Here is a 17,706-nt window from a genome sequence, read left to right on the forward strand (position 1 = left end):
ACGTTTTACGGACAAAGAAATTAACGAAAAAAGGGAGGGAGTTTGTTTCATATGACAGGGATTAAAAAAATTATAACCGGTTTTCTTACATTGACAGTCTCCGGCCTGATGCTTACAGGCTGCAACACGGACATGACAAAGGGGCTGAGGGAGCATTATACAAAAGAAGAAGCTTCGGATGAACTTAAGACCGGAGCGGAAAAGATGGAAGAATGGATAGGCAAAAACTGTCCCGATGGAAAGGCTGTATCTATGGAAAACAGTTTCTGTCAGCTTACCGGCGGTCCCATATTCCTGACCGGTTTTGTTGAAGGAGAGTTTTCAGACGGCAGGGAAACCTACGATTACCTCATGAATGTAGAGAATGGGGAACTGTATCTTGACCCGGGAGGGGAAAAGAGACAGGAGTTTTATGATGAATGCCGGGCTCTTGTGGAAGAGGGTCTCGGAGTAGATGAATTAATCATGGATAAGTCTGAATACAGCAATATGTCATTCGTGCTCTCAATGGGAATGGAAAACCGGATCATGGTTGATGAGGCCCATAAGCCGGGAGCCGAAACAGACGATAAACTGAAAAAAGGTGCACTGGGATTCTGGCTTACTAATATAGAGACTCATGGGTATCTTCCGGCCTCTCTTGTACTTTCCGACGGAGAAGTACGTGATTTTGTCAGAGACAGAGATCGAAAAGATCTGATCGTTGTCGGGATGAATGTTTATGTACCGGAAGAGACAGATCTGTCGATTTATACAGTTGATAATATAGAAAGTATCGAAAAAGAATACGGTTTATATTTTGAAAGACTGATTTTAAATACAGATAAGGAGCAGTTGGATTTCAATCAAAACGGAGATGAAAGAAATGTTTCTATATCAAAGAATGAGAAATAAAAGACGACTGTTTTTTGCAGGTCTCATAGTTGTGATCTTCCTTGTGTCCTGCGGTTTTTCCAGCTGCCGCGGTCCTCAGTATGAGGAAGGTGACAAGACAAACCTGGAAGAAACAGGCAAAAAACAGATGCAGGAATGGCTGGATCAGCATATGAAGGGATCTCAGGTTCTGTCTTCCGAAGGATATGTAATTATGATCCCCAGCGGTCCCCACTATCTTACAGACCTTGTTACGGGAACATTCTCCGATAAGGGTGAAACCCGGGACTATCTCGTAGATACAAGATCAGACGGGGTATATATCGCATATGACAACACCCTGTTTAACGAAGTGTGTCAGGATTACGTTTTTGAAATATTGAATCTTGAAGATTTTCGTGAAGACTGTAATGTAGACAGACTGAGCACCGGATTTCGTATCCCGGCAGGGGGCAAAAAAAATGTTTACAGAGAAACATTTGTAAACGAAGTCTGGCTTCCGGGAGAACTTGTCCTGAAGCTGGAGGAGGCCGCCAATGATGATGTTCTGAAAATCCTTGAGGAATTTGTACGAAATAAGGACAACAGACAGTTGATCGAGATAGGAGGTTCCATCAGAGTTCCTGATGAAGCTGTCCTTGAGAAATACAATCTGGATTTTTGGGTGAAATCGCGGGAAGAAGACGGATTATTCTTTGAAAATTTTGACCTTTCGGATTCTTTTGAAGATATAGCTACTTACAGCGGTCGGGCAGTTTACCACAGATACGGTTTCCACAAGGTGGATGAACCGGATATTCGTATCCGTATGAAGGAAACCTATTGGGTTGAGAAGGAAGAAAAGGGAGAAATAAAGGTGATAGAAGGCAGGGACAGTGATTTTAATGACCTGTCATTCCAAAAAACAAATGACGGGTACCTCATTACTTTCCCTGACCGGGAACATACCTTTGATTTTTCAATATATGCAGACAAAGATTCTGAGTTCCTGAAACACGAATACCACAGCCATGAGGACCGTGAAGCATATAAGAGCCCGGGATCAGTGATCAGCGGTGACAGATATTTTGAAAATGATCTTTACTGGAAAGAAGCAGGAGAGGAAGGCTTCCTTTTAACAGGCAGTGATGGAATCAGAAAGCTGTTTTTCGGAGGAGAAGAGCTGATCCCAAGAAGTGATTTCCAGGGAAACACTGATTAAATCAGCGCTTTACTAAGTGGATTTTCAGGAGCTTTACGAATTAATAAAAGGGACAATAAAGGTTGAAAAACATGCGCTTACATAGGAGACTAAAATGAATTTGGATTTTTTTATACCGAGGTCAGCTGATGCTGAAAGAATAGCCCCTTTTTATTATATGAGACCCAATAAGGCATGTGACAGCGGTGTAATTGATACTTTTATATGGAGAGAAAGTTACGATATCCGGGTATCTATAGCAGATGATAAAGCGTTGCTGATTCTGATGAAAAGTAATGGAGAGTGCTTTTCGGCCATGCCTTTTTGTAAAGAGGAAGATCTTCAATACTATTTTTCTGTCATTGAAAAGTATTTTAACGAGGTTTTGAAGAAGCCGTTAAAAATGTATCTTGCTGACGAAGAAGCTGTAGAGACATTGGCCTTAAAATATGATCCGCGTTACTATGTGAAAGAGGAAGCTGATCTTAAGGATTATCTCTATAAAGGAGATGATCTCAGAAATCTTTCGGGTAAAAAATATCATAAAAAGAAAAATCTTGTGAACAAGTTTTTAAAAGAATATGAGGGAAGATGGGAATACAGGACACTCCGCTGCAGTGACAGGGAAGATTTGCTTGATTTTCTTGATAAATGGTATGAAAAACGCACAGAAGATGAAAAAGAAACCGGAGATGCTCTGGAATATGAAGTTATAGGTATCCATGAGATGATGAAGGAATGCTTTTCTCTAAAAGAATTCAGAGCAGGCGGCATCTTTATAGACGGTCACCTTCAGGCCTTTTCACTGGGAGCTTTAAATCCGAGGGAAAATATGGCCTGCATAGCTATAGAGAAGGGTAATTCCGAAATACCCGGGATTTATCAGGTCATAAACCAGCAGTTTCTGATACATGAGTTTCCGGATGCAGAGCTTATAAACCGGGAGGATGATATGGGGCTTCCGGGACTCAGAAAAGCAAAAGAAAGTTATAATCCTATCGGCTATGAAAGAAAATACATGGTACTGCAGAAGGACTTTAAAGGCTGATATGAAGTATTAACACCATGAACTCACCGTACAGCAGTGAGAGGATGTGGGGAAGCTCCCTGTGTTAATGCTGATTTTTATCAAAGTATCGGAGTGTTGACAGACCTCAAAGAGCAATGTGCAGAATTGATATATCCGGAGGTGCCATAGGGACATGGGAAATATCTGTATGAACGGAATTTGTGTATTAACAGAAAAAGATCATAAATATGAAACAAAGGCTCTTTATGAGGAAGTCTTTCCGGATGACAAGGGACCGTTTTCTGACTGGTACTATGAGGACAGGTGTAGTGATAACATCATAGTATGCAGGAAGGAGAATGGCGAAGCTGTTGCCATGTCGCATCTGAATCCATTCACTGTTGGCGGTAAAAACGGACAAACGGCTGAAATATATTACATATATGCTGTGGCTACAAAAAAAGAATACCGCCACAAGGGGTATATGACGGATGTATTAACAAAGAGCTTTGAGATACTTCGGGATAAGGGAGTGCCCTTTTGTTTTCTCATTCCTGTTTCGGAATCTCTTTACCGGTCTTTTGGATTTTATACTGTTTCAAAATTTACATTTGAGCGTATACAGGATTTTTCCCGGGTCGTTGCAAACTATGATTTATATATCATGGAAGATGAGAATTATGTCAGAAGAGCCCGTAAAGAGGATGAGTTATGTGAAAACCGCGAGGATGGTCTCCCAAAGGATCCAAATATTATGGTGAAGATCATTTCCGAAAAATCTTTTGTAAAATTCAGTGGTCTTTCGGAGGATGTTAATGAAACAGAAATGATTGACTGGCTCAGAAATCAAAGGATATATATAGCTGAAGCTGTGTGATGAGATACAGGTATCCCGATGCAACAAGAAAAAACGGGCAGTCTCAAGTTAAAGATTTGAAAGGGCAAAGGATTTTGGAACAGAAGATAAAAGCTAAAGCGATCATGATACAGGGAACAATGTCCAATGCCGGGAAAAGTCTCATTGCGGCAGGACTGTGCCGTATCTTCAGGCAGGATGGGTACAGAGTTGCACCCTTTAAATCTCAGAATATGGCTCTTAACAGCTTCATAACCGATGAAGGCCTCGAGATGGGAAGAGCTCAGGTGGTTCAGGCGGAGGCAGCAGGTGTTAAGCCATCGGTTTTAATGAATCCGATTCTTTTGAAGCCTACAACAGATGTCGGTTCTCAGGTCATTATTAATGGAAAAGTCAGCAGCAACATGACCGCAAGGGAATATTACAGGCATAAAAAAGTTCTCATACCTGTTGTGAAAGAAGCCTATGAAAAGCTGGCTTCGGAGTATGACATAATCGTTATAGAGGGAGCCGGAAGTCCCGCGGAAGTAAACCTTCGAGACGATGATATCGTAAATATGGGCATGGCGGAGCTTGCGAATGCGCCGGTGCTTTTGGTTGGTGATATCGACAGGGGAGGAGTGTTTGCGCAGCTTTACGGAACCATAGCACTGCTGGAAGAACATGAACAGGCGCGGATAAAAGGACTGATAATCAACAAATTTCGGGGAGATAAGACAATTCTTGATCCGGGTTTAGATATCCTGAAGGAAAAAACCGACAAGGACATCCTGGGAGTTGTGCCTTATATGGATGTGGTGATAGATGATGAAGACTCGCTGTCGGATCAGTTGAGGTCCGGAAAATACATAAGAAAGATGTCAGGCCTCCAAATATATAAAGAAACGGAAGGCGGTAATGGAAATAGTTTGGAGGATGTTTTGGGAGATGACAACGAAACTATGGTTTCGTTTCCTGACATAGCTGTTATCCGCCTGCCCCGCATCAGTAATTTCACGGACTTCACGGCGCTTTCTATGGAACCGGGAGTTTCTCTCAGATATGTTTCAAATGTGAGCGAACTCGGAGAGCCTGATGTGATCATTATCCCCGGAACGAAAAGTACCATCAGAGATATGGAGTGGCTGAGAGCCACGGGGCTTGAGGCAAAGCTGATGCAGAAGCACCATGCAGGCACACTTATCATAGGAATCTGCGGTGGCTATCAGATGCTTGGGGAGCGGATCATTGATGAAAAGGGTGCGGAGACCGGCATCGGAACTGAGACGAAAGGTCTCGGATTACTGCCGGTAGTCACAGAGTTTGCCGAAGAAAAGACCAGAACCAGAGTGACATTTGAACTTCAGGGCTTAGGTGGATCGTTCGAGACATTAAACGGAAAAACAGTCAGTGGCTATGAAATCCATATGGGAAAAACCGGATATCTTGCGATATCAAATGGTTTACGTGCCGATGCACCAAAGTATGAGAGGAAAGAGAACATAAATATCGACGAAAAAAGGAATTTAGGGAATTGCCTTTTTACATGTCGTGACAATGTTTTAGGCACATATGTTCATGGCTTCTTTGATTCTGATGAACTCCGAAAGGCATTTCTGGATATATTTTACAGAAAGAAGGGAATCAATCCCGACAAAATCGAAATATCAGAGCGAAGCTATAGGGAGTTCAAGGAGGAACAGTACGACAAACTTGCTGCAATTTTGAGAGATTCATTGGATATGGAGAAGATATATAGTATGATTCTAGAAAGTTAAAGTTTTAAAACAAATATGATTTGAGACTTGAAGAGTCATTTTAGTATATGAAGATGACTGAATGGCATCATAGCGGTGATCAATAGAAATTGACTGAAGGTTTACAGATGGTTCACATTTATCATGGAAATGGAAAGGGGAAAACCAGTGCGGCGGTAGGGGCAGCCATCAGGGCGGCAGGACACAACATTCCTGTGGTGTTTTGTCAGTTCCTTAAGGACGGCATGTCCGGAGAAATCAGTGTACTTGAGAAGATACCGGGTATACTGGTTCTTTTTCCTGAGCATTTTTACGGGTGGACTTCAAAGATGACCCCGGAAGAGCTTGCTGCCACAAGAAAAGACTGTGACGAGATGTTCGGCAAGGCCATCAGAACCATGACCATGATCCTGCAGAATCAGCCAAAGGCATTGAAAGCTTTTGAGGAAAGACGAAAAAAATCCGGAATCATAACCAGAGATGTGAAAAGGCCGGATATAGTTGCACTTTTTGTGTTTGATGAGATTCTTGATGCTGTAAATAAAGAGCTTCTGGATCAGGATATGCTGGCAAGGTTTCTTCTTCAGCTGCCGGAATATGTGGAAGTGATCCTGACAGGGAGAAACCCTGACATTACCATTCTTTCCATGGCGGATTATGTGACGAATATGGTGAAAGACAGGCATCCCTATGATGACGGGATTAAAGCAAGGGTCGGAGTGGAGAAATAGAAGGCAGGAGATTTTGGAGTACAAATATCCTTATCATAAAGATATGGATAAAAGGGATTCCGAAAAAATGACTTTAAGATGATTAAGTTTGAACACGTTGAACCAAGGGACATAGAACGACGGAGCATGGAAATCATCCGGGAGGAGCTTTCCCGCAGGGGAGTCAGGCTCCCTGAGACGGAGGCACCGGTGATTGAGAGGTGTATCCATACCTCCGCGGATTTTGATTATTATGAAAATCTGGTTTTCTCCGCTAATGCAGTAGACCGGATGAGAACTGCACTTTCGGCGGGAGCTGTCATAGTTACCGATACTGAGATGGTGAAAGCTGGCATCAGTAAGGTGACTACGGCAAAATACGGTTGTGAGATTCGTTGTTTTATGTCGGACCCTGAGGTGGCTTCGGAAGCAAAAGCAAAAGGTGTAACAAGGGCTACGGTCAGCATGGAACACGCCGCGATACTCGCAAAGCAACTTCCGATAACAGAGATATCTGTTCAGAAAAAATCAAAGGAATTTATTCCTTCATCGAACACATCAAAAAATAAGAGTGGATCAACAGGCTCATTTTCCAATATCATTTTTGCCATCGGCAATGCCCCCACTGCCTTGATAGAACTGGAAAGACTTATACGTGAGGAAAATCTGAGACCTGCGGGTATCATCGCCGTTCCCGTTGGCTTCGTAAATGTGGTGGAAGCAAAGGAACTGATCCGGGAGCTTGGAAATTCCGAAGAATATAAAGATATTCCTTTGATAGTTGCAAGAGGTCGAAAAGGCGGCTCAAACATTGCAGCAGCAATAGTAAATGCTTTGCTGTATGGAATCGCTGATTGATATAAACATCAGTTATGCAAGAATTGCTAAAGAGGAAAGACAAAACGACATCGCATAAATGGTACAATGATTTGAGGGTTTTTATAGTAGTATCAAGAGGTATTCCATGGCAGACAGAATATTTGATTTCAACAAAATAGATGACAATAAAGATCAAATCACAGGATCAGACGTAGACAGCTCTTTGGTCACATGGCAGATTGTGGAGAGAGATGACAAGGAACTGAGTGCTGACTGCCCCATAATGATTCTTTCCGAGGAGAAGGAAAAGCTTCCGAAGCATGTGGCAGGAGTTTTCGTGAACCCTGTCAGGGGGACATCATTTGCCTATACGGAAGGAAAAGTTGAAGCGGATGTAAGCGGCAAGGATAAGGATGGCAGGGATCTTAACCACCATATCCTTAAGATTGATAAAAGGTTCATTGACCTTGAGAAGTGGCTTGGAGAGAATCATGTTTCAGTAAGGCTTAGCGGTGAGAGCAGGGAGGAAGGCTATTGTGTATACAAGATCCGGGCTGTGACTCCCGACGGGAAAAATATTCAATCCGACAGAGACAGCTTCCTCCAGCTTATCATTGAGAGGCTTAAAGAAAGCAAGGCTCCTGACGATGAGGAACCAAATGATGAAATGACTGAGGTCGGACATCAGGATCTCAGAGATATAAATTCCATGCTGAATTTCCTTGCCTGCGCTAAGAAAACACTTCCGAAGAACATGCAATCCTGGGCGGACAGAAACATTGACCTTATCAGGTCCAAGACCATCACCCCTGAGGAGCGACGCCACGCGGAGAGAGCTCTCCAGATGGTTCTCAACATTCAGTGGAAGGGAGAATATTTCGCTGCCATCGATCCTGTCAGGGCACGTCAGATTCTGGATGAAGAGCTTTACGGACTGGAGCGGGTGAAGCAGCGCATCATGGAGACCATCATTCAGATAAACAGAACCCACACGCTGCCGTCTTACGGACTGCTTCTTGCGGGACCTGCGGGTATAGGAAAGTCCCAGCTTGCCTATGCGGTTGCGAGAATTCTGAGACTTCCATGGACCAGCCTCGATATGAGTGCCATACATGACTCGGAGGCGCTGACCGGTAGTCCCCGGGTTTATGCCAATGCCAAAGCCGGGCGCATTATGGAGGCATTCTCACAGAGCGGCTCCAGCAATATAGTTTTTATCATTAATGAGCTTGATAAGGCGGATCAGAACAGCATTAACGGAAATCCGGCGGATGCCCTTCTGACCCTTCTCGATAATATCGGCTACACGGACAATTACATCGAATGCCGTATACCCACAAACGGAGTTTATCCGGTGGCTACGGCCAATGACAAGTCCCGTATATCAGACCCACTCATGAGCAGATTCGCGGTTATCGATATTCCGGATTACACCCCGGATGAGAAAAAAATCATATTCCAAAAGTTTTCGCTTCCCAAGGTGCTTAAACGCATGGGTATGAGACCGGAGGAGTGCGTGGTGGATGACAGAGCCATAAGCGTGATTCTCGAAAAATACAGAGATACCACCGGATGCCGTGACCTTGAGCAGGCGGCGGAGCATCTTGCGGCCAATGCGCTGTACCAGATTGAAACCACGGGAGTGGATGCGGTGACATTTGACGCACATACTACGAGGAGGCTGTTGTTCTGATGGTTAGCCTGAGTTATATGTGACTTCCATTCGGCAGAAAACAGCTTGATGATATCACAACCATTTTTGTATAATGATTTTATCCGGGGAGAAACTGACCATATCAGTTCTTCCATAGCATCGGGTTTTTTGAGAGCATGAGGTTCTAAATGAAATTCACGATTAAAAATGAGTTGGAGAACAGAATACGTATACGCCTGAAGGACGGAAAGCTGGATTACGTCAAGGATCAGAGACTTTCCTATGCCATTCGGAAAATCAAGGGCGTAAAAGAGGTTCGCGTATACAGAAGGACCGGTGGTGTTGCCATTAGTTTTGATTCCAAAGTTCTGTCAAAAGACAAACTGATAACGGCAATGGAGAAGATCAAGCTTAAGAAAATATGGGTTCCTGAAGACGAATTCGTTGATGAGTCAAAGATAAGCCTCGAAGAGATTAAAGAGAGACGTCTTACTCCGGATGCCAAGAGGAGAATAAGAGAAAAGATTGCGCTTGAGACTGTGGCAGATATGGTTCTGCCCCTGCCGCTTCAGGTGGGATACCACTTCTTCCAGCTGGTAACACTGAAATCTCTGTAATTACAAGCAATGAGATGGTAAATGCCTGTAATGTTTCCGTTTGAGGATCAGAGGCGTGGTATTTACAATAAAAAGAATATAAAATGAAGGGAAAGGGCCCGACGGTGGATGCCGGCGGGCTTTGATTGTTTAAATGAAGAATTCGAAACTCAGAACTGCGTTGTTCCTGCATATCATCATAGTATTGATGGAAATCATCATAACTAACTACGTATATGCAACCCGCAACGGACTTGAAATGTTTTATCACTATACGGAAGTATCAAATTTCCTGTGTTTACTGAGCAGTGGGGCGTTTGTACTTTTTATGCTGCCGGCGCTTTCCAAAGGGAGGACCAGCGGGTTTGTTTCTACCTATATGATGCAGCATTATAAGGGATCCGACGAGCTTCCCGCCTGGCTCATTACCGTGAGATATGTGGTGGTCTGCAGCCTTATGCTCACATTTTTTATCGTATTTGCGGTACTTGGACCCAAGAAGGGATTTGATGAGGAGCTGTTCAGCGGAGTTCATCCATTGGATCACTTTCTTGTTCCACTGATGTCTTTGTTTTCATTTATATTTTTAGAAAACAAGGCAGAAGTTCCCAAGGCTGCACCTCTTTGGGCCTTGGTACCGACAGTGATATATGCAGTAATAATGCTTATATTAAACGCTGCCCACATCACTGTGGGACCATACTTTTTCCTTAGGGTTTATGAACAGCCGGTTTACAAGACTATCCTATGGGTAGTGGTTGTAATGGGAATAAATTATTTGCTGTCATGGCTTGTTATGAAGGCTTATAATGGCAGGGTGAAATCAAGTGAAAAGAGAGCCTGATTTGGAGCTTACTGTTCCTTTTACAGCTTGAACAGGATTTTATATTAGTAACAGCAGGAGAAATAAATGATTTTATATATGACTTCAACCCCGGGTGGGTTTGACCGCCGTACAGGGTTATCGGAAAAGCTTGATAACAGAAATCAGTTTGTGGACAGGCTTAAGAATGACTGGAAGGATCACAGCAAAGGGCTTCTCATTTCTTCGGATCCTAAAAATTCCGAGATGAATACAGCCATGGCACAGACATATCTTGATGCTTTCAATAAATCAGGGCTCAGTATGGATTCCATTGATGTTCTTGATGCCAGAGATGAAAAAATCGTTGAGATCCTTGCGATCTATGATGTGGTTATCCTTGCGGGAGGACACGTTCCCACGGAGAACGCCTGGTTCCATAAGATAAAGCTTAAGGAGTGGATCAAAGGCTTCAGGGGCATAGTCATAGGAGTAAGCGCCGGTACCATGAACTGCGCAGACATCGTATACGCACAGCCGGAGTTTGAAGGCGAATCAAAGGATGCCGGTTATAAGCGTTTTCTGGAAGGCCTTGGGCTTACGGATACCAATGTTATCCCTCATTACGATCAAACCATCGATGCCATGCTGGATGGAAAAAAGCTGTTTGAGGAGATAACCTATCCGGATAGTACAAACAGAGCTTTTTATTGCCTGACTGACGGAGCCTACATTAGAAAAGATACAGTTACAAACAAGGAAATGCTATATGGTGAGTCATACCTTATTGCAGACGGAGAAATCGGACTCATCTGTAAAAACGGAGGGGAGTTTGAGATTCCGACACGTGTGGATGTGAGAAAGCCGGTATTTCTTGCGGCAGTGACATTGACACTGGGAGGACTTATAGGAGCGGCAATCACCAGGTATTTTATTAAGCATGAGGATTGAGCATTCGGGAGGAAATTATGGACGTTGAGACAGTAATGTCAGCCCTTCGCCAAAAGGCGCTGAAGGATGAAGGATTTCAAAAAGAGCTTTTGGCGACGAAAAAGGAGAAGAATCCACTTGCTGCTTTCTGCGAGATAGCAAGGCGGGAAGGTTACGAGTTGTACGAAATGGATATCCTGACCTACGGAGAAGAGTTTTACGCAGCCATAAAGAGATCCACAAACGGTGGTGGTGAAAATTCTCCTAAGCTGGAGGGACAGGACGATTACTATGATATGTTCATGGCAGAGCTTGAGAATCTTAAGTAAGAAGAATGGAGATATTATGAGCGTTAAAATGGAATTTCCCGATGAATATGTAGAGATACTTAAATCCTATGCGGAGCAGAATAATGTGACTGTTCAGACTGCAATTGCCGACACTTTGGAGTTTCTGGAGCTTAAGAATGAGGCCTTTGATCATTACCGCATAGCGGTGGAAGATCCGGAATCATACCTGAATGATGCTTCGGAGCTTAATGCAAAAGCCATCAGGCAGATCTATATGGATCTTTTCGGTGAAGATACAGTGGGAGATATGATCCACTGTTACTACAATCCTGATAAACTTAACGTCCTTCTTATGGATATAGTTTATGATGATTCTGTTACTTTATGGAATATAATTGAAATGTTCCATAACAAGATTCCGGGACTGGAATTCAGTGAGAATATCCTTTCTCTTTTCTATGTTCATGATCGTTTTGACGGTAAGCATGATCAGATAGTTGAGCTTATGGAGTGGATGCTGTCAGATCATGAGGATGATGGTTTCTCGACCGCCGGATACTATGAATCGATTTACGACGAACCTGATGATGAAGAGTTCTTTGATGACGATGAGTACTATGAGGATTTCGATTCAGAAGAAGACGATGATGACGAAGATGATGTCGAAGACGAAGGCATAAACGTAAACGAAGAGTAAGCATTTATTACGTGACAATTAGAGATGATCAGGATAAAAGATATCGCTGAGATGTGTGGTGTGAGCACAGCTACAGTATCATATGTGATACACGGAAAGCAGGGAAAGGTATCGAAAGAAGTCAGAGAGAAGATAGAAGCCGTCATAGCCGAGTCCGGTTACATTTCCAATCAGTCGGCACTTTCACTTGTCAGTAAGAGTTCCGGACTTATCGGTGTTGCGGTTCTTAACCTTGGTGAAAGCAAAAACATTATGGCTGATCCTTACTTTGGTGTTTTGTTTTCATACCTCGAGAAAGAATTCAGAAAAAATGATAAATACATACTGATGCTGCTTGATCAGTCGGTGGATGTCATCTTAAGGGATGCAAGACGATGGAATCTGGATGGACTCATACTTTGTAACCAGCTTAAGGATATGATGATAGAGGTCAGCAGTCAGTTTTCGAAGCCGGTGGTTACCATAGATGCTTCATTTGAATATGAGTATGACAAGCTTGTTCAGATTTTTATAGACGATTTCAACGGTGGATACATCATGGGGCAGTATTTCCTGAGCCTTGGCCATAAGAATGCTGCCATGATAGACGACAGTGATCTCGAAATAAACCGCCACAGATGGAGAGGATTCCGGCAGGCTTATATGGAGAGTGGTATCGTGCTTACAGAAGACTGTCATTACATCATTGATATCAACAAAGAGAAGATCCGGGACGGACTTAACAGGATACTGCCTGAGATAAAAAAGCACAGTGCTGTTTTTTGTGTTTCCGACAATTATGCTCTTCAGCTTATTAATCATCTTTATCAGAACGGTATGCGGGTACCGGATGATATATCTGTTGCAGGATATGACGATATTCCTTATTCAAGTTACTCCAATCCGGAACTCACTACAATAAGACAAAATGTAGAGGAAAAGGCGGTGACTGCTGTCAACAGTATGATGAGGATGCTTTCGGGAAAAACTGTAAAGCACAATGTAAAGCTTCCTGTAGAGCTTGTGGTGAGAAAATCATGCCGTGAGGTATGGAGGTTACGCGAATAACCTTTGACGTGGAACTTGATATGGATTAATTTAGTTTCACAAAGGTTATTCGAATAACTTACATTTACTGACGGCAGATCGTAAGGAAGCGGAGGAAATATGGAGAAAAAGTGGTGGAAAGAAAGTGTTGTATATCAGATCTACCCGAGATCGTTTTGTGACTCCAACGGAGACGGAATAGGTGATCTCAAGGGAATCACAGGTAAGCTTGATTACCTTCATGAGCTTGGGATCAATGTTATCTGGCTGAGTCCTGTTTATAAGTCGCCTAACGATGACAACGGCTACGATATCTCGGATTATCAGGATATCATGGATGAGTTCGGAACACTTGAGGATTTTGACATTCTTCTGAAAAGTGCCCATGATCGTGGGATAAAGATAGTCATGGATCTGGTGGTGAATCATACTTCTGATGAGCATAAGTGGTTCGTGGAAAGCAGATCCTCGAAGGACAATGATAAAAGAGACTTTTATATCTGGCGTGAGGGCAGGGATGGTCAGGCTCCGAACAATTGGGGAAGCAGTTTCTCCGGTTCGGCGTGGGAGTACGATGAAAAAACAGATATGTACTATCTTCACTGTTTCTCAAAAAAGCAGCCGGATCTCAACTGGGATAACCCGAGAGTGAGAGATGAAGTTTTCAGGATGATGACCTGGTGGTGTGACAGGGGTATAGATGGCTTCAGGATGGATGTTATCTCTATGATCTCAAAGGTTGAGGGGCTTCCTGATGGACAGGTAGATGCCAACACCGGTTACGGCGGACTTGAAAACACCACAAACGGACCTCATGTACATGAGTATCTGAAGGAGATGAACAAAAGGGTACTTTCAAAGTATGACATCATGACAGTTGGTGAGTGCGCAGGAGTCACTATAGAAGAGGCTGAGAAGTACGCTTCTCTCGATGGCTCGGAGCTCAATATGGTGTTCCAGTTTGAACACGTTGGTCTCGACTATGATGAGCATGGAAAGTGGACTGCCAGAAGATACGATCTTCGTGAGTTAAAAAAGAATCTCAGTAAGTGGCAGACAGAGCTTGAAGGCAAGTCATGGAACTCACTCTTCCTTGATAATCATGACCAGCCGAGAATCGTTTCAAGGCTTGGAGATGATTCACCGCTTTCAGCCAAGGCTATCGCCACTATGCTTCACTTCATGAAGGGAACACCTTACATATATCAGGGCGAGGAACTCGGCATGACAAACTGTAAGTTCGGCTGCCTTGAAAATCTGAGAGATATCGAGGAGATCAATGCATATCATGAGCTTGTAGACAGCGGAAAGATGACTCGTGAAGCCATGATCGCCGGCATCGAAGCAAAAGGAAGAGACAATGCCAGAACTCCGATGCAGTGGGATGCAAGTGAAAATGCAGGTTTCACCACCGGATCCCCGTGGATCATGGTGAATCCAAACTATAAAGAGATCAATGCTGAAGCTGAGCTTAAGGATGCTGATTCAGTTTTTAACTACTATAAAAAGCTTGTTTCCCTGAGAAGAAAAAGCGAGTGGTCGGATCTTATCGTATACGGCACTTACAGGCTTCTGGATGATGAAAGCAGCGAGATCTTTGCCTACGAAAGAGAACTTAATGGCAGAAATCTGTTTGTGCTCTGTAATCTCAGTGACCGGGAGATACATTATCACAACGATGCATTCAGTAAAGCAAATGCTCTTTTGATCTCAAATTGTGGAGAGGCAGAACTAAGTGAGGAGATGAAACTTTCACCTTGGTTTGCTGCGGTATGGGAGGTTTTAAGTTTCGTTTAAGGAAAATGTTGTAACATGTGCATCACGGAAAACGAAAACTGCTGCGTGTTCAGCAGAATACAATATAAGATATGAGGAGAAATGAAATGTTCAAAAAACCTTTAGCACTGTTACTTGCATCATCCATGCTCTGCACTTTGGCAGCTTGTGGAAACCAGACCACTGTTGACAAAGCGCCTTCCACCCAGGCAGCAGAAGAAAAGAATACAGAGGATCAGGAAACAGATAAGAAAGAAGAAACATCAGTTGCAGCGAAGGAATCACAGGCTGATGCTGAAAAGAGTGATATCACAGCAGCAGGACTTGGCGCAGTAGCGAACACCCTCGCTGAAGATGAGGAGAGTCTGGTATCGACTTATGCCGGAAAGTTCGAGCAGAAGACATTTACAGATGAGGAAACCGGGCTTTCCATAACATATAATCTGTATCTTCCTGAAGGATATGATGAAGCTGCTTCATATCCCATGGTGGTTTTCATAGGTGACTCAACCTGCGCAGGTGACGATCCCACTTATTCATTAACACAGGGACGAGGTGCTCTTGTCTGGGCTACCGATGAATGGCAGAGTGTAAATCCTACCATCGTAGCAGTTCCTACGTATCCTGAGACTATCCTTGATGATCACAGCGGGTATACTACAACAGAGTATGTAGAACTTACAAAACGTTACATTGACTATATGTGCGAGGAGTATGCAGTTGATGCTGAGAGGATCTACGGTACCGGTCAGTCAATGGGATGCATGACTACATTGATCCTGGCATCAGAGTATCCCGATCTTTATGCTGCATGTATGTTTGTAGATGGTCAGTGGGATGTAAATGCTCTTTCAGGACTTGAGAATCAGTCATTTGTATATTTTGCGGCAGAGGACGATACAAGTGCCTGGAGCGGGGCTCAGGAAGTGATGGAAATGTTTGATACTGACGGTGTTTCTTATGAATATGTACAGTGGGATGGCACATGGTCTGTGGATGAGCTCAGTTCTGCGGCAAATGATCTGTTTAATGCAGACGAAAACCAGTATTTTATCTCATGGAAGACAGGTACCATCGATGCCGGCAGCTTTACGATGGGTGGAGCAGGTAACGGCCAGAAACCTGAAGGTAACCAGCCTCCAATGAATGGCCAGAAACCTGAAGGTAACCAGCCTCCAATGAATGGCCAGAAACCTGAGGGCAACCAGGCACCAAAGGATGGCCAGGCACCGGACAGCAATCAAACTTCAGTGAGTGAACAGGCAGCAGCTGATGGTCAGGAGACATCCGAAACAGCCGGGCAGCAGAGCGGAAACAGCCCTATGGGTGGCGCCGGATATCATATGGCATCCTTCGACTACGCTTACAATTGTGTAGCTGTTATGGAGTGGTTGTTTACACAGAAGTGAGGAATATACTTACCTTACTGTGACAGAAGGTGAAACAGTGTAAAAATGTAAAATAAAAAAGCATGCTAGAGAATATCCATCATATGGGTAAACTCCGGCATGCTAAATCCTTTATTGAGGGTTCTGTTGACTACTTTACAAAAGCAGTCAATAGAACCGTCTGCAGATTTGTTATTTCATAACCGGTTGCTTTTTCTGTATTCGGTAGGTGTCATACCGGTTTCTTTCCGGAACAGTTTCACAAAGTAATTGCTGTCCGGGATACCAACATCTTCACTTATCTCCATGATATTTTTGCCTGTACCCGAAAGAAGGGTGCAGGCTTTTTTGATCCTTATAGATCTGAGATAGTTCATGGGACTTGTTCCGGTTTCTTTTTTGAATTCAGACATAAAGTGACTTTTGGATATTGCGAGTTCACTTGTGATATCTTCGATGGTTATGTCATTTTTGAAATTGCTGTTCAGAAAGAAAATGGCATTTGTGACTACAGTACTGTGAATCTCAGATTTGTGCTCATTTATGGCATTGCAAAAATTTACGACCATTTTTTCTTTGCTTGCAAGTATTTTATCCAGGTGTCTCTCCCGGAAAACTTCTCTTGTGTTTTGTCCTGATATTTTATCAATGATATAAGCCGGAAGGCCGGCATTCATGGCGGTTAATCTGAGAGTGGTTCTCGTGATGGCACAGCCGATACGTTCATTTTCTATGGTTGAACCGAGCTCCTTCATGTATCTTACGTCACTCTGCATCCTATCGAGATATCTGAGAGCGGAACTGCTGTCACCATTTTCAACACTTCTGATAAACTCTTTTTCATTGGCATAACGCAGCTGCAGAAGATCAATTCCGGTCTTTTGTTCTTTTGCATGATCTTCATATACATTTTCCATGGCAAATGTCTCCGGATCCCTCAGAGTGTAGTTTTCTTCGTGTCCATATACGGTGTTGAGAAAACATCTTACTATGTGTTCAGCCCGTTCCTTATTTATATTGGGAAAGTGCTCGCGATATCTGAGATAATCTTCGATCTGAAGATTTTTGATCCCATGCGCATTTATGATATGTGACGCATGCATTTTGGTATGGATGAGAGAGGTAAAGGGACCAAAAAGCATAAAGCTGTCGTCCAACATAAAGACTATGATCGAAATATGAAAAATATCTGTCAGGAGATAGAGAGTATGTTTTTCAGCACCGGATCTCATGGTCATAAGCGCGTCAGGTGATAAAATAAGTTGTAGATCACTAAGCATATTTTCGCGGCTGAATGCTTCTGCCTCAGAGAAATCATTAATAGTATAGAATCTGACCTGAAATAGTTTTTGTATGAGCTTCAT

The 17,706-nt window shown here is 43.2% G+C and carries 17 protein-coding genes; 16 read left to right on the top strand and 1 reads right to left on the bottom strand.

The genetic code is table 11. The features are described from left to right. Positions 1-51 precede the first annotated feature (51 nt). The 16 genes from BLV86_RS09820 (at position 52) to BLV86_RS09895 (ending at position 16,363) form a co-directional block, all read left to right on the top strand. On the top strand, positions 52-894 hold the full coding sequence (locus BLV86_RS09820; RefSeq protein WP_090816624.1) for a hypothetical protein: 843 nt from the start codon (positions 52-54) through the stop codon (positions 892-894). Continuing rightward, positions 866-2,074 (top strand): hypothetical protein, encoded by a 1,209-nt coding sequence (locus BLV86_RS09825; protein WP_031552485.1) that lies wholly within the window; start codon positions 866-868, stop codon positions 2,072-2,074. The genes BLV86_RS09820 and BLV86_RS09825 overlap by 29 nt, the downstream gene beginning before the upstream one ends. Positions 2,075-2,168: 94 nt before the next feature. Next, positions 2,169-3,101: a DUF2156 domain-containing protein gene (locus BLV86_RS09830; protein ID WP_090816627.1), complete on the top strand. Its 933-nt coding sequence runs from the start codon at positions 2,169-2,171 to the stop codon at positions 3,099-3,101. Positions 3,102-3,270: 169 nt separating this feature from the next. Next, positions 3,271-3,939, top strand: coding sequence for a GNAT family N-acetyltransferase (locus BLV86_RS09835; RefSeq protein WP_175456498.1), 669 nt, complete (start codon positions 3,271-3,273; stop codon positions 3,937-3,939). Positions 3,940-4,043: 104 nt separating this feature from the next. Beyond that, entirely contained in the window at positions 4,044-5,675 is a 1,632-nt protein-coding gene (locus BLV86_RS09840; protein ID WP_090816755.1) for a cobyric acid synthase, read from the top strand. Positions 5,676-5,782: 107 nt separating this feature from the next. Continuing rightward, entirely contained in the window at positions 5,783-6,385 is a 603-nt protein-coding gene (locus BLV86_RS09845; RefSeq protein ID WP_031552474.1) for a cob(I)yrinic acid a,c-diamide adenosyltransferase, read from the top strand. 78 nt (positions 6,386-6,463) lie between these two features. After that, the gene (locus tag BLV86_RS09850; protein ID WP_090816632.1) at positions 6,464-7,222 is read left to right on the top strand and encodes a precorrin-8X methylmutase; all 759 of its coding nucleotides are present in this window, start codon (positions 6,464-6,466) and stop codon (positions 7,220-7,222) included. Positions 7,223-7,328: 106 nt separating this feature from the next. Continuing rightward, positions 7,329-8,876 (top strand): AAA family ATPase, encoded by a 1,548-nt coding sequence (locus BLV86_RS09855; protein WP_242873282.1) that lies wholly within the window; start codon positions 7,329-7,331, stop codon positions 8,874-8,876. 149 nt (positions 8,877-9,025) lie between these two features. Continuing rightward, positions 9,026-9,454 carry a hypothetical protein gene (locus tag BLV86_RS09860; RefSeq protein WP_090816635.1) on the top strand — a complete coding sequence of 143 codons (429 nt, stop codon included), beginning with the start codon at positions 9,026-9,028 and terminating at the stop codon, positions 9,452-9,454. Between the two features lie 133 nt (positions 9,455-9,587). Then, entirely contained in the window at positions 9,588-10,277 is a 690-nt protein-coding gene (locus BLV86_RS09865) for a hypothetical protein (protein WP_090816638.1), read from the top strand. 66 nt (positions 10,278-10,343) lie between these two features. After that, positions 10,344-11,186: a Type 1 glutamine amidotransferase-like domain-containing protein gene (locus BLV86_RS09870; protein WP_090816641.1), complete on the top strand. Its 843-nt coding sequence runs from the start codon at positions 10,344-10,346 to the stop codon at positions 11,184-11,186. A 17-nt stretch (positions 11,187-11,203) separates the two neighbouring features. Continuing rightward, positions 11,204-11,494 (top strand): hypothetical protein, encoded by a 291-nt coding sequence (locus BLV86_RS09875; protein WP_175456499.1) that lies wholly within the window; start codon positions 11,204-11,206, stop codon positions 11,492-11,494. A 16-nt stretch (positions 11,495-11,510) separates the two neighbouring features. After that, on the top strand, positions 11,511-12,152 hold the full coding sequence (locus BLV86_RS09880; protein ID WP_090816644.1) for a hypothetical protein: 642 nt from the start codon (positions 11,511-11,513) through the stop codon (positions 12,150-12,152). A gap of 24 nt (positions 12,153-12,176) precedes the next feature. Further along, complete coding sequence (locus BLV86_RS09885; protein WP_090816647.1) at positions 12,177-13,199, top strand: LacI family DNA-binding transcriptional regulator; 1,023 nt, start codon at positions 12,177-12,179, stop codon at positions 13,197-13,199. 99 nt (positions 13,200-13,298) lie between these two features. Continuing rightward, the gene (locus tag BLV86_RS09890; RefSeq protein ID WP_090816650.1) at positions 13,299-14,975 is read left to right on the top strand and encodes an alpha-glucosidase; all 1,677 of its coding nucleotides are present in this window, start codon (positions 13,299-13,301) and stop codon (positions 14,973-14,975) included. 86 nt (positions 14,976-15,061) lie between these two features. Continuing rightward, positions 15,062-16,363, top strand: coding sequence for a carboxylesterase family protein (locus BLV86_RS09895; RefSeq protein ID WP_090816653.1), 1,302 nt, complete (start codon positions 15,062-15,064; stop codon positions 16,361-16,363). A gap of 176 nt (positions 16,364-16,539) precedes the next feature. On the opposite strand, the gene BLV86_RS09900 is transcribed toward BLV86_RS09895, so the two are convergent. Beyond that, on the bottom strand, positions 16,540-17,706 hold the full coding sequence (locus tag BLV86_RS09900; RefSeq protein WP_175456500.1) for a helix-turn-helix transcriptional regulator: 1,167 nt from the start codon (positions 17,704-17,706) through the stop codon (positions 16,540-16,542).

This window comes from Oribacterium sp. KHPX15, assembly GCF_900107835.1.
Taxonomy (GTDB): Bacteria; Bacillota; Clostridia; order Lachnospirales; family Lachnospiraceae; genus Oribacterium.

Coding starts and splice junctions, on each gene's coding strand:
- BLV86_RS09880 (WP_090816644.1), top strand. CDS start 11,511: ATGAGCGTTAAAATGGAATTTCCCGATGAATATGTAGAGATACTTAAA.
- BLV86_RS09860 (WP_090816635.1), top strand. CDS start 9,026: ATGAAATTCACGATTAAAAATGAGTTGGAGAACAGAATACGTATACGC.
- BLV86_RS09830 (WP_090816627.1), top strand. CDS start 2,169: ATGAATTTGGATTTTTTTATACCGAGGTCAGCTGATGCTGAAAGAATA.
- BLV86_RS09840 (WP_090816755.1), top strand. CDS start 4,044: ATGATACAGGGAACAATGTCCAATGCCGGGAAAAGTCTCATTGCGGCA.
- BLV86_RS09890 (WP_090816650.1), top strand. CDS start 13,299: ATGGAGAAAAAGTGGTGGAAAGAAAGTGTTGTATATCAGATCTACCCG.
- BLV86_RS09820 (WP_090816624.1), top strand. CDS start 52: ATGACAGGGATTAAAAAAATTATAACCGGTTTTCTTACATTGACAGTC.
- BLV86_RS09865 (WP_090816638.1), top strand. CDS start 9,588: ATGAAGAATTCGAAACTCAGAACTGCGTTGTTCCTGCATATCATCATA.
- BLV86_RS09870 (WP_090816641.1), top strand. CDS start 10,344: ATGATTTTATATATGACTTCAACCCCGGGTGGGTTTGACCGCCGTACA.
- BLV86_RS09850 (WP_090816632.1), top strand. CDS start 6,464: ATGATTAAGTTTGAACACGTTGAACCAAGGGACATAGAACGACGGAGC.
- BLV86_RS09885 (WP_090816647.1), top strand. CDS start 12,177: ATGATCAGGATAAAAGATATCGCTGAGATGTGTGGTGTGAGCACAGCT.
- BLV86_RS09875 (WP_175456499.1), top strand. CDS start 11,204: ATGGACGTTGAGACAGTAATGTCAGCCCTTCGCCAAAAGGCGCTGAAG.
- BLV86_RS09845 (WP_031552474.1), top strand. CDS start 5,783: ATGGTTCACATTTATCATGGAAATGGAAAGGGGAAAACCAGTGCGGCG.
- BLV86_RS09855 (WP_242873282.1), top strand. CDS start 7,329: ATGGCAGACAGAATATTTGATTTCAACAAAATAGATGACAATAAAGAT.
- BLV86_RS09900 (WP_175456500.1), bottom strand. CDS start 17,706: ATGAAGCTCATACAAAAACTATTTCAGGTCAGATTCTATACTATTAAT.
- BLV86_RS09835 (WP_175456498.1), top strand. CDS start 3,271: ATGAACGGAATTTGTGTATTAACAGAAAAAGATCATAAATATGAAACA.
- BLV86_RS09895 (WP_090816653.1), top strand. CDS start 15,062: ATGTTCAAAAAACCTTTAGCACTGTTACTTGCATCATCCATGCTCTGC.
- BLV86_RS09825 (WP_031552485.1), top strand. CDS start 866: ATGTTTCTATATCAAAGAATGAGAAATAAAAGACGACTGTTTTTTGCA.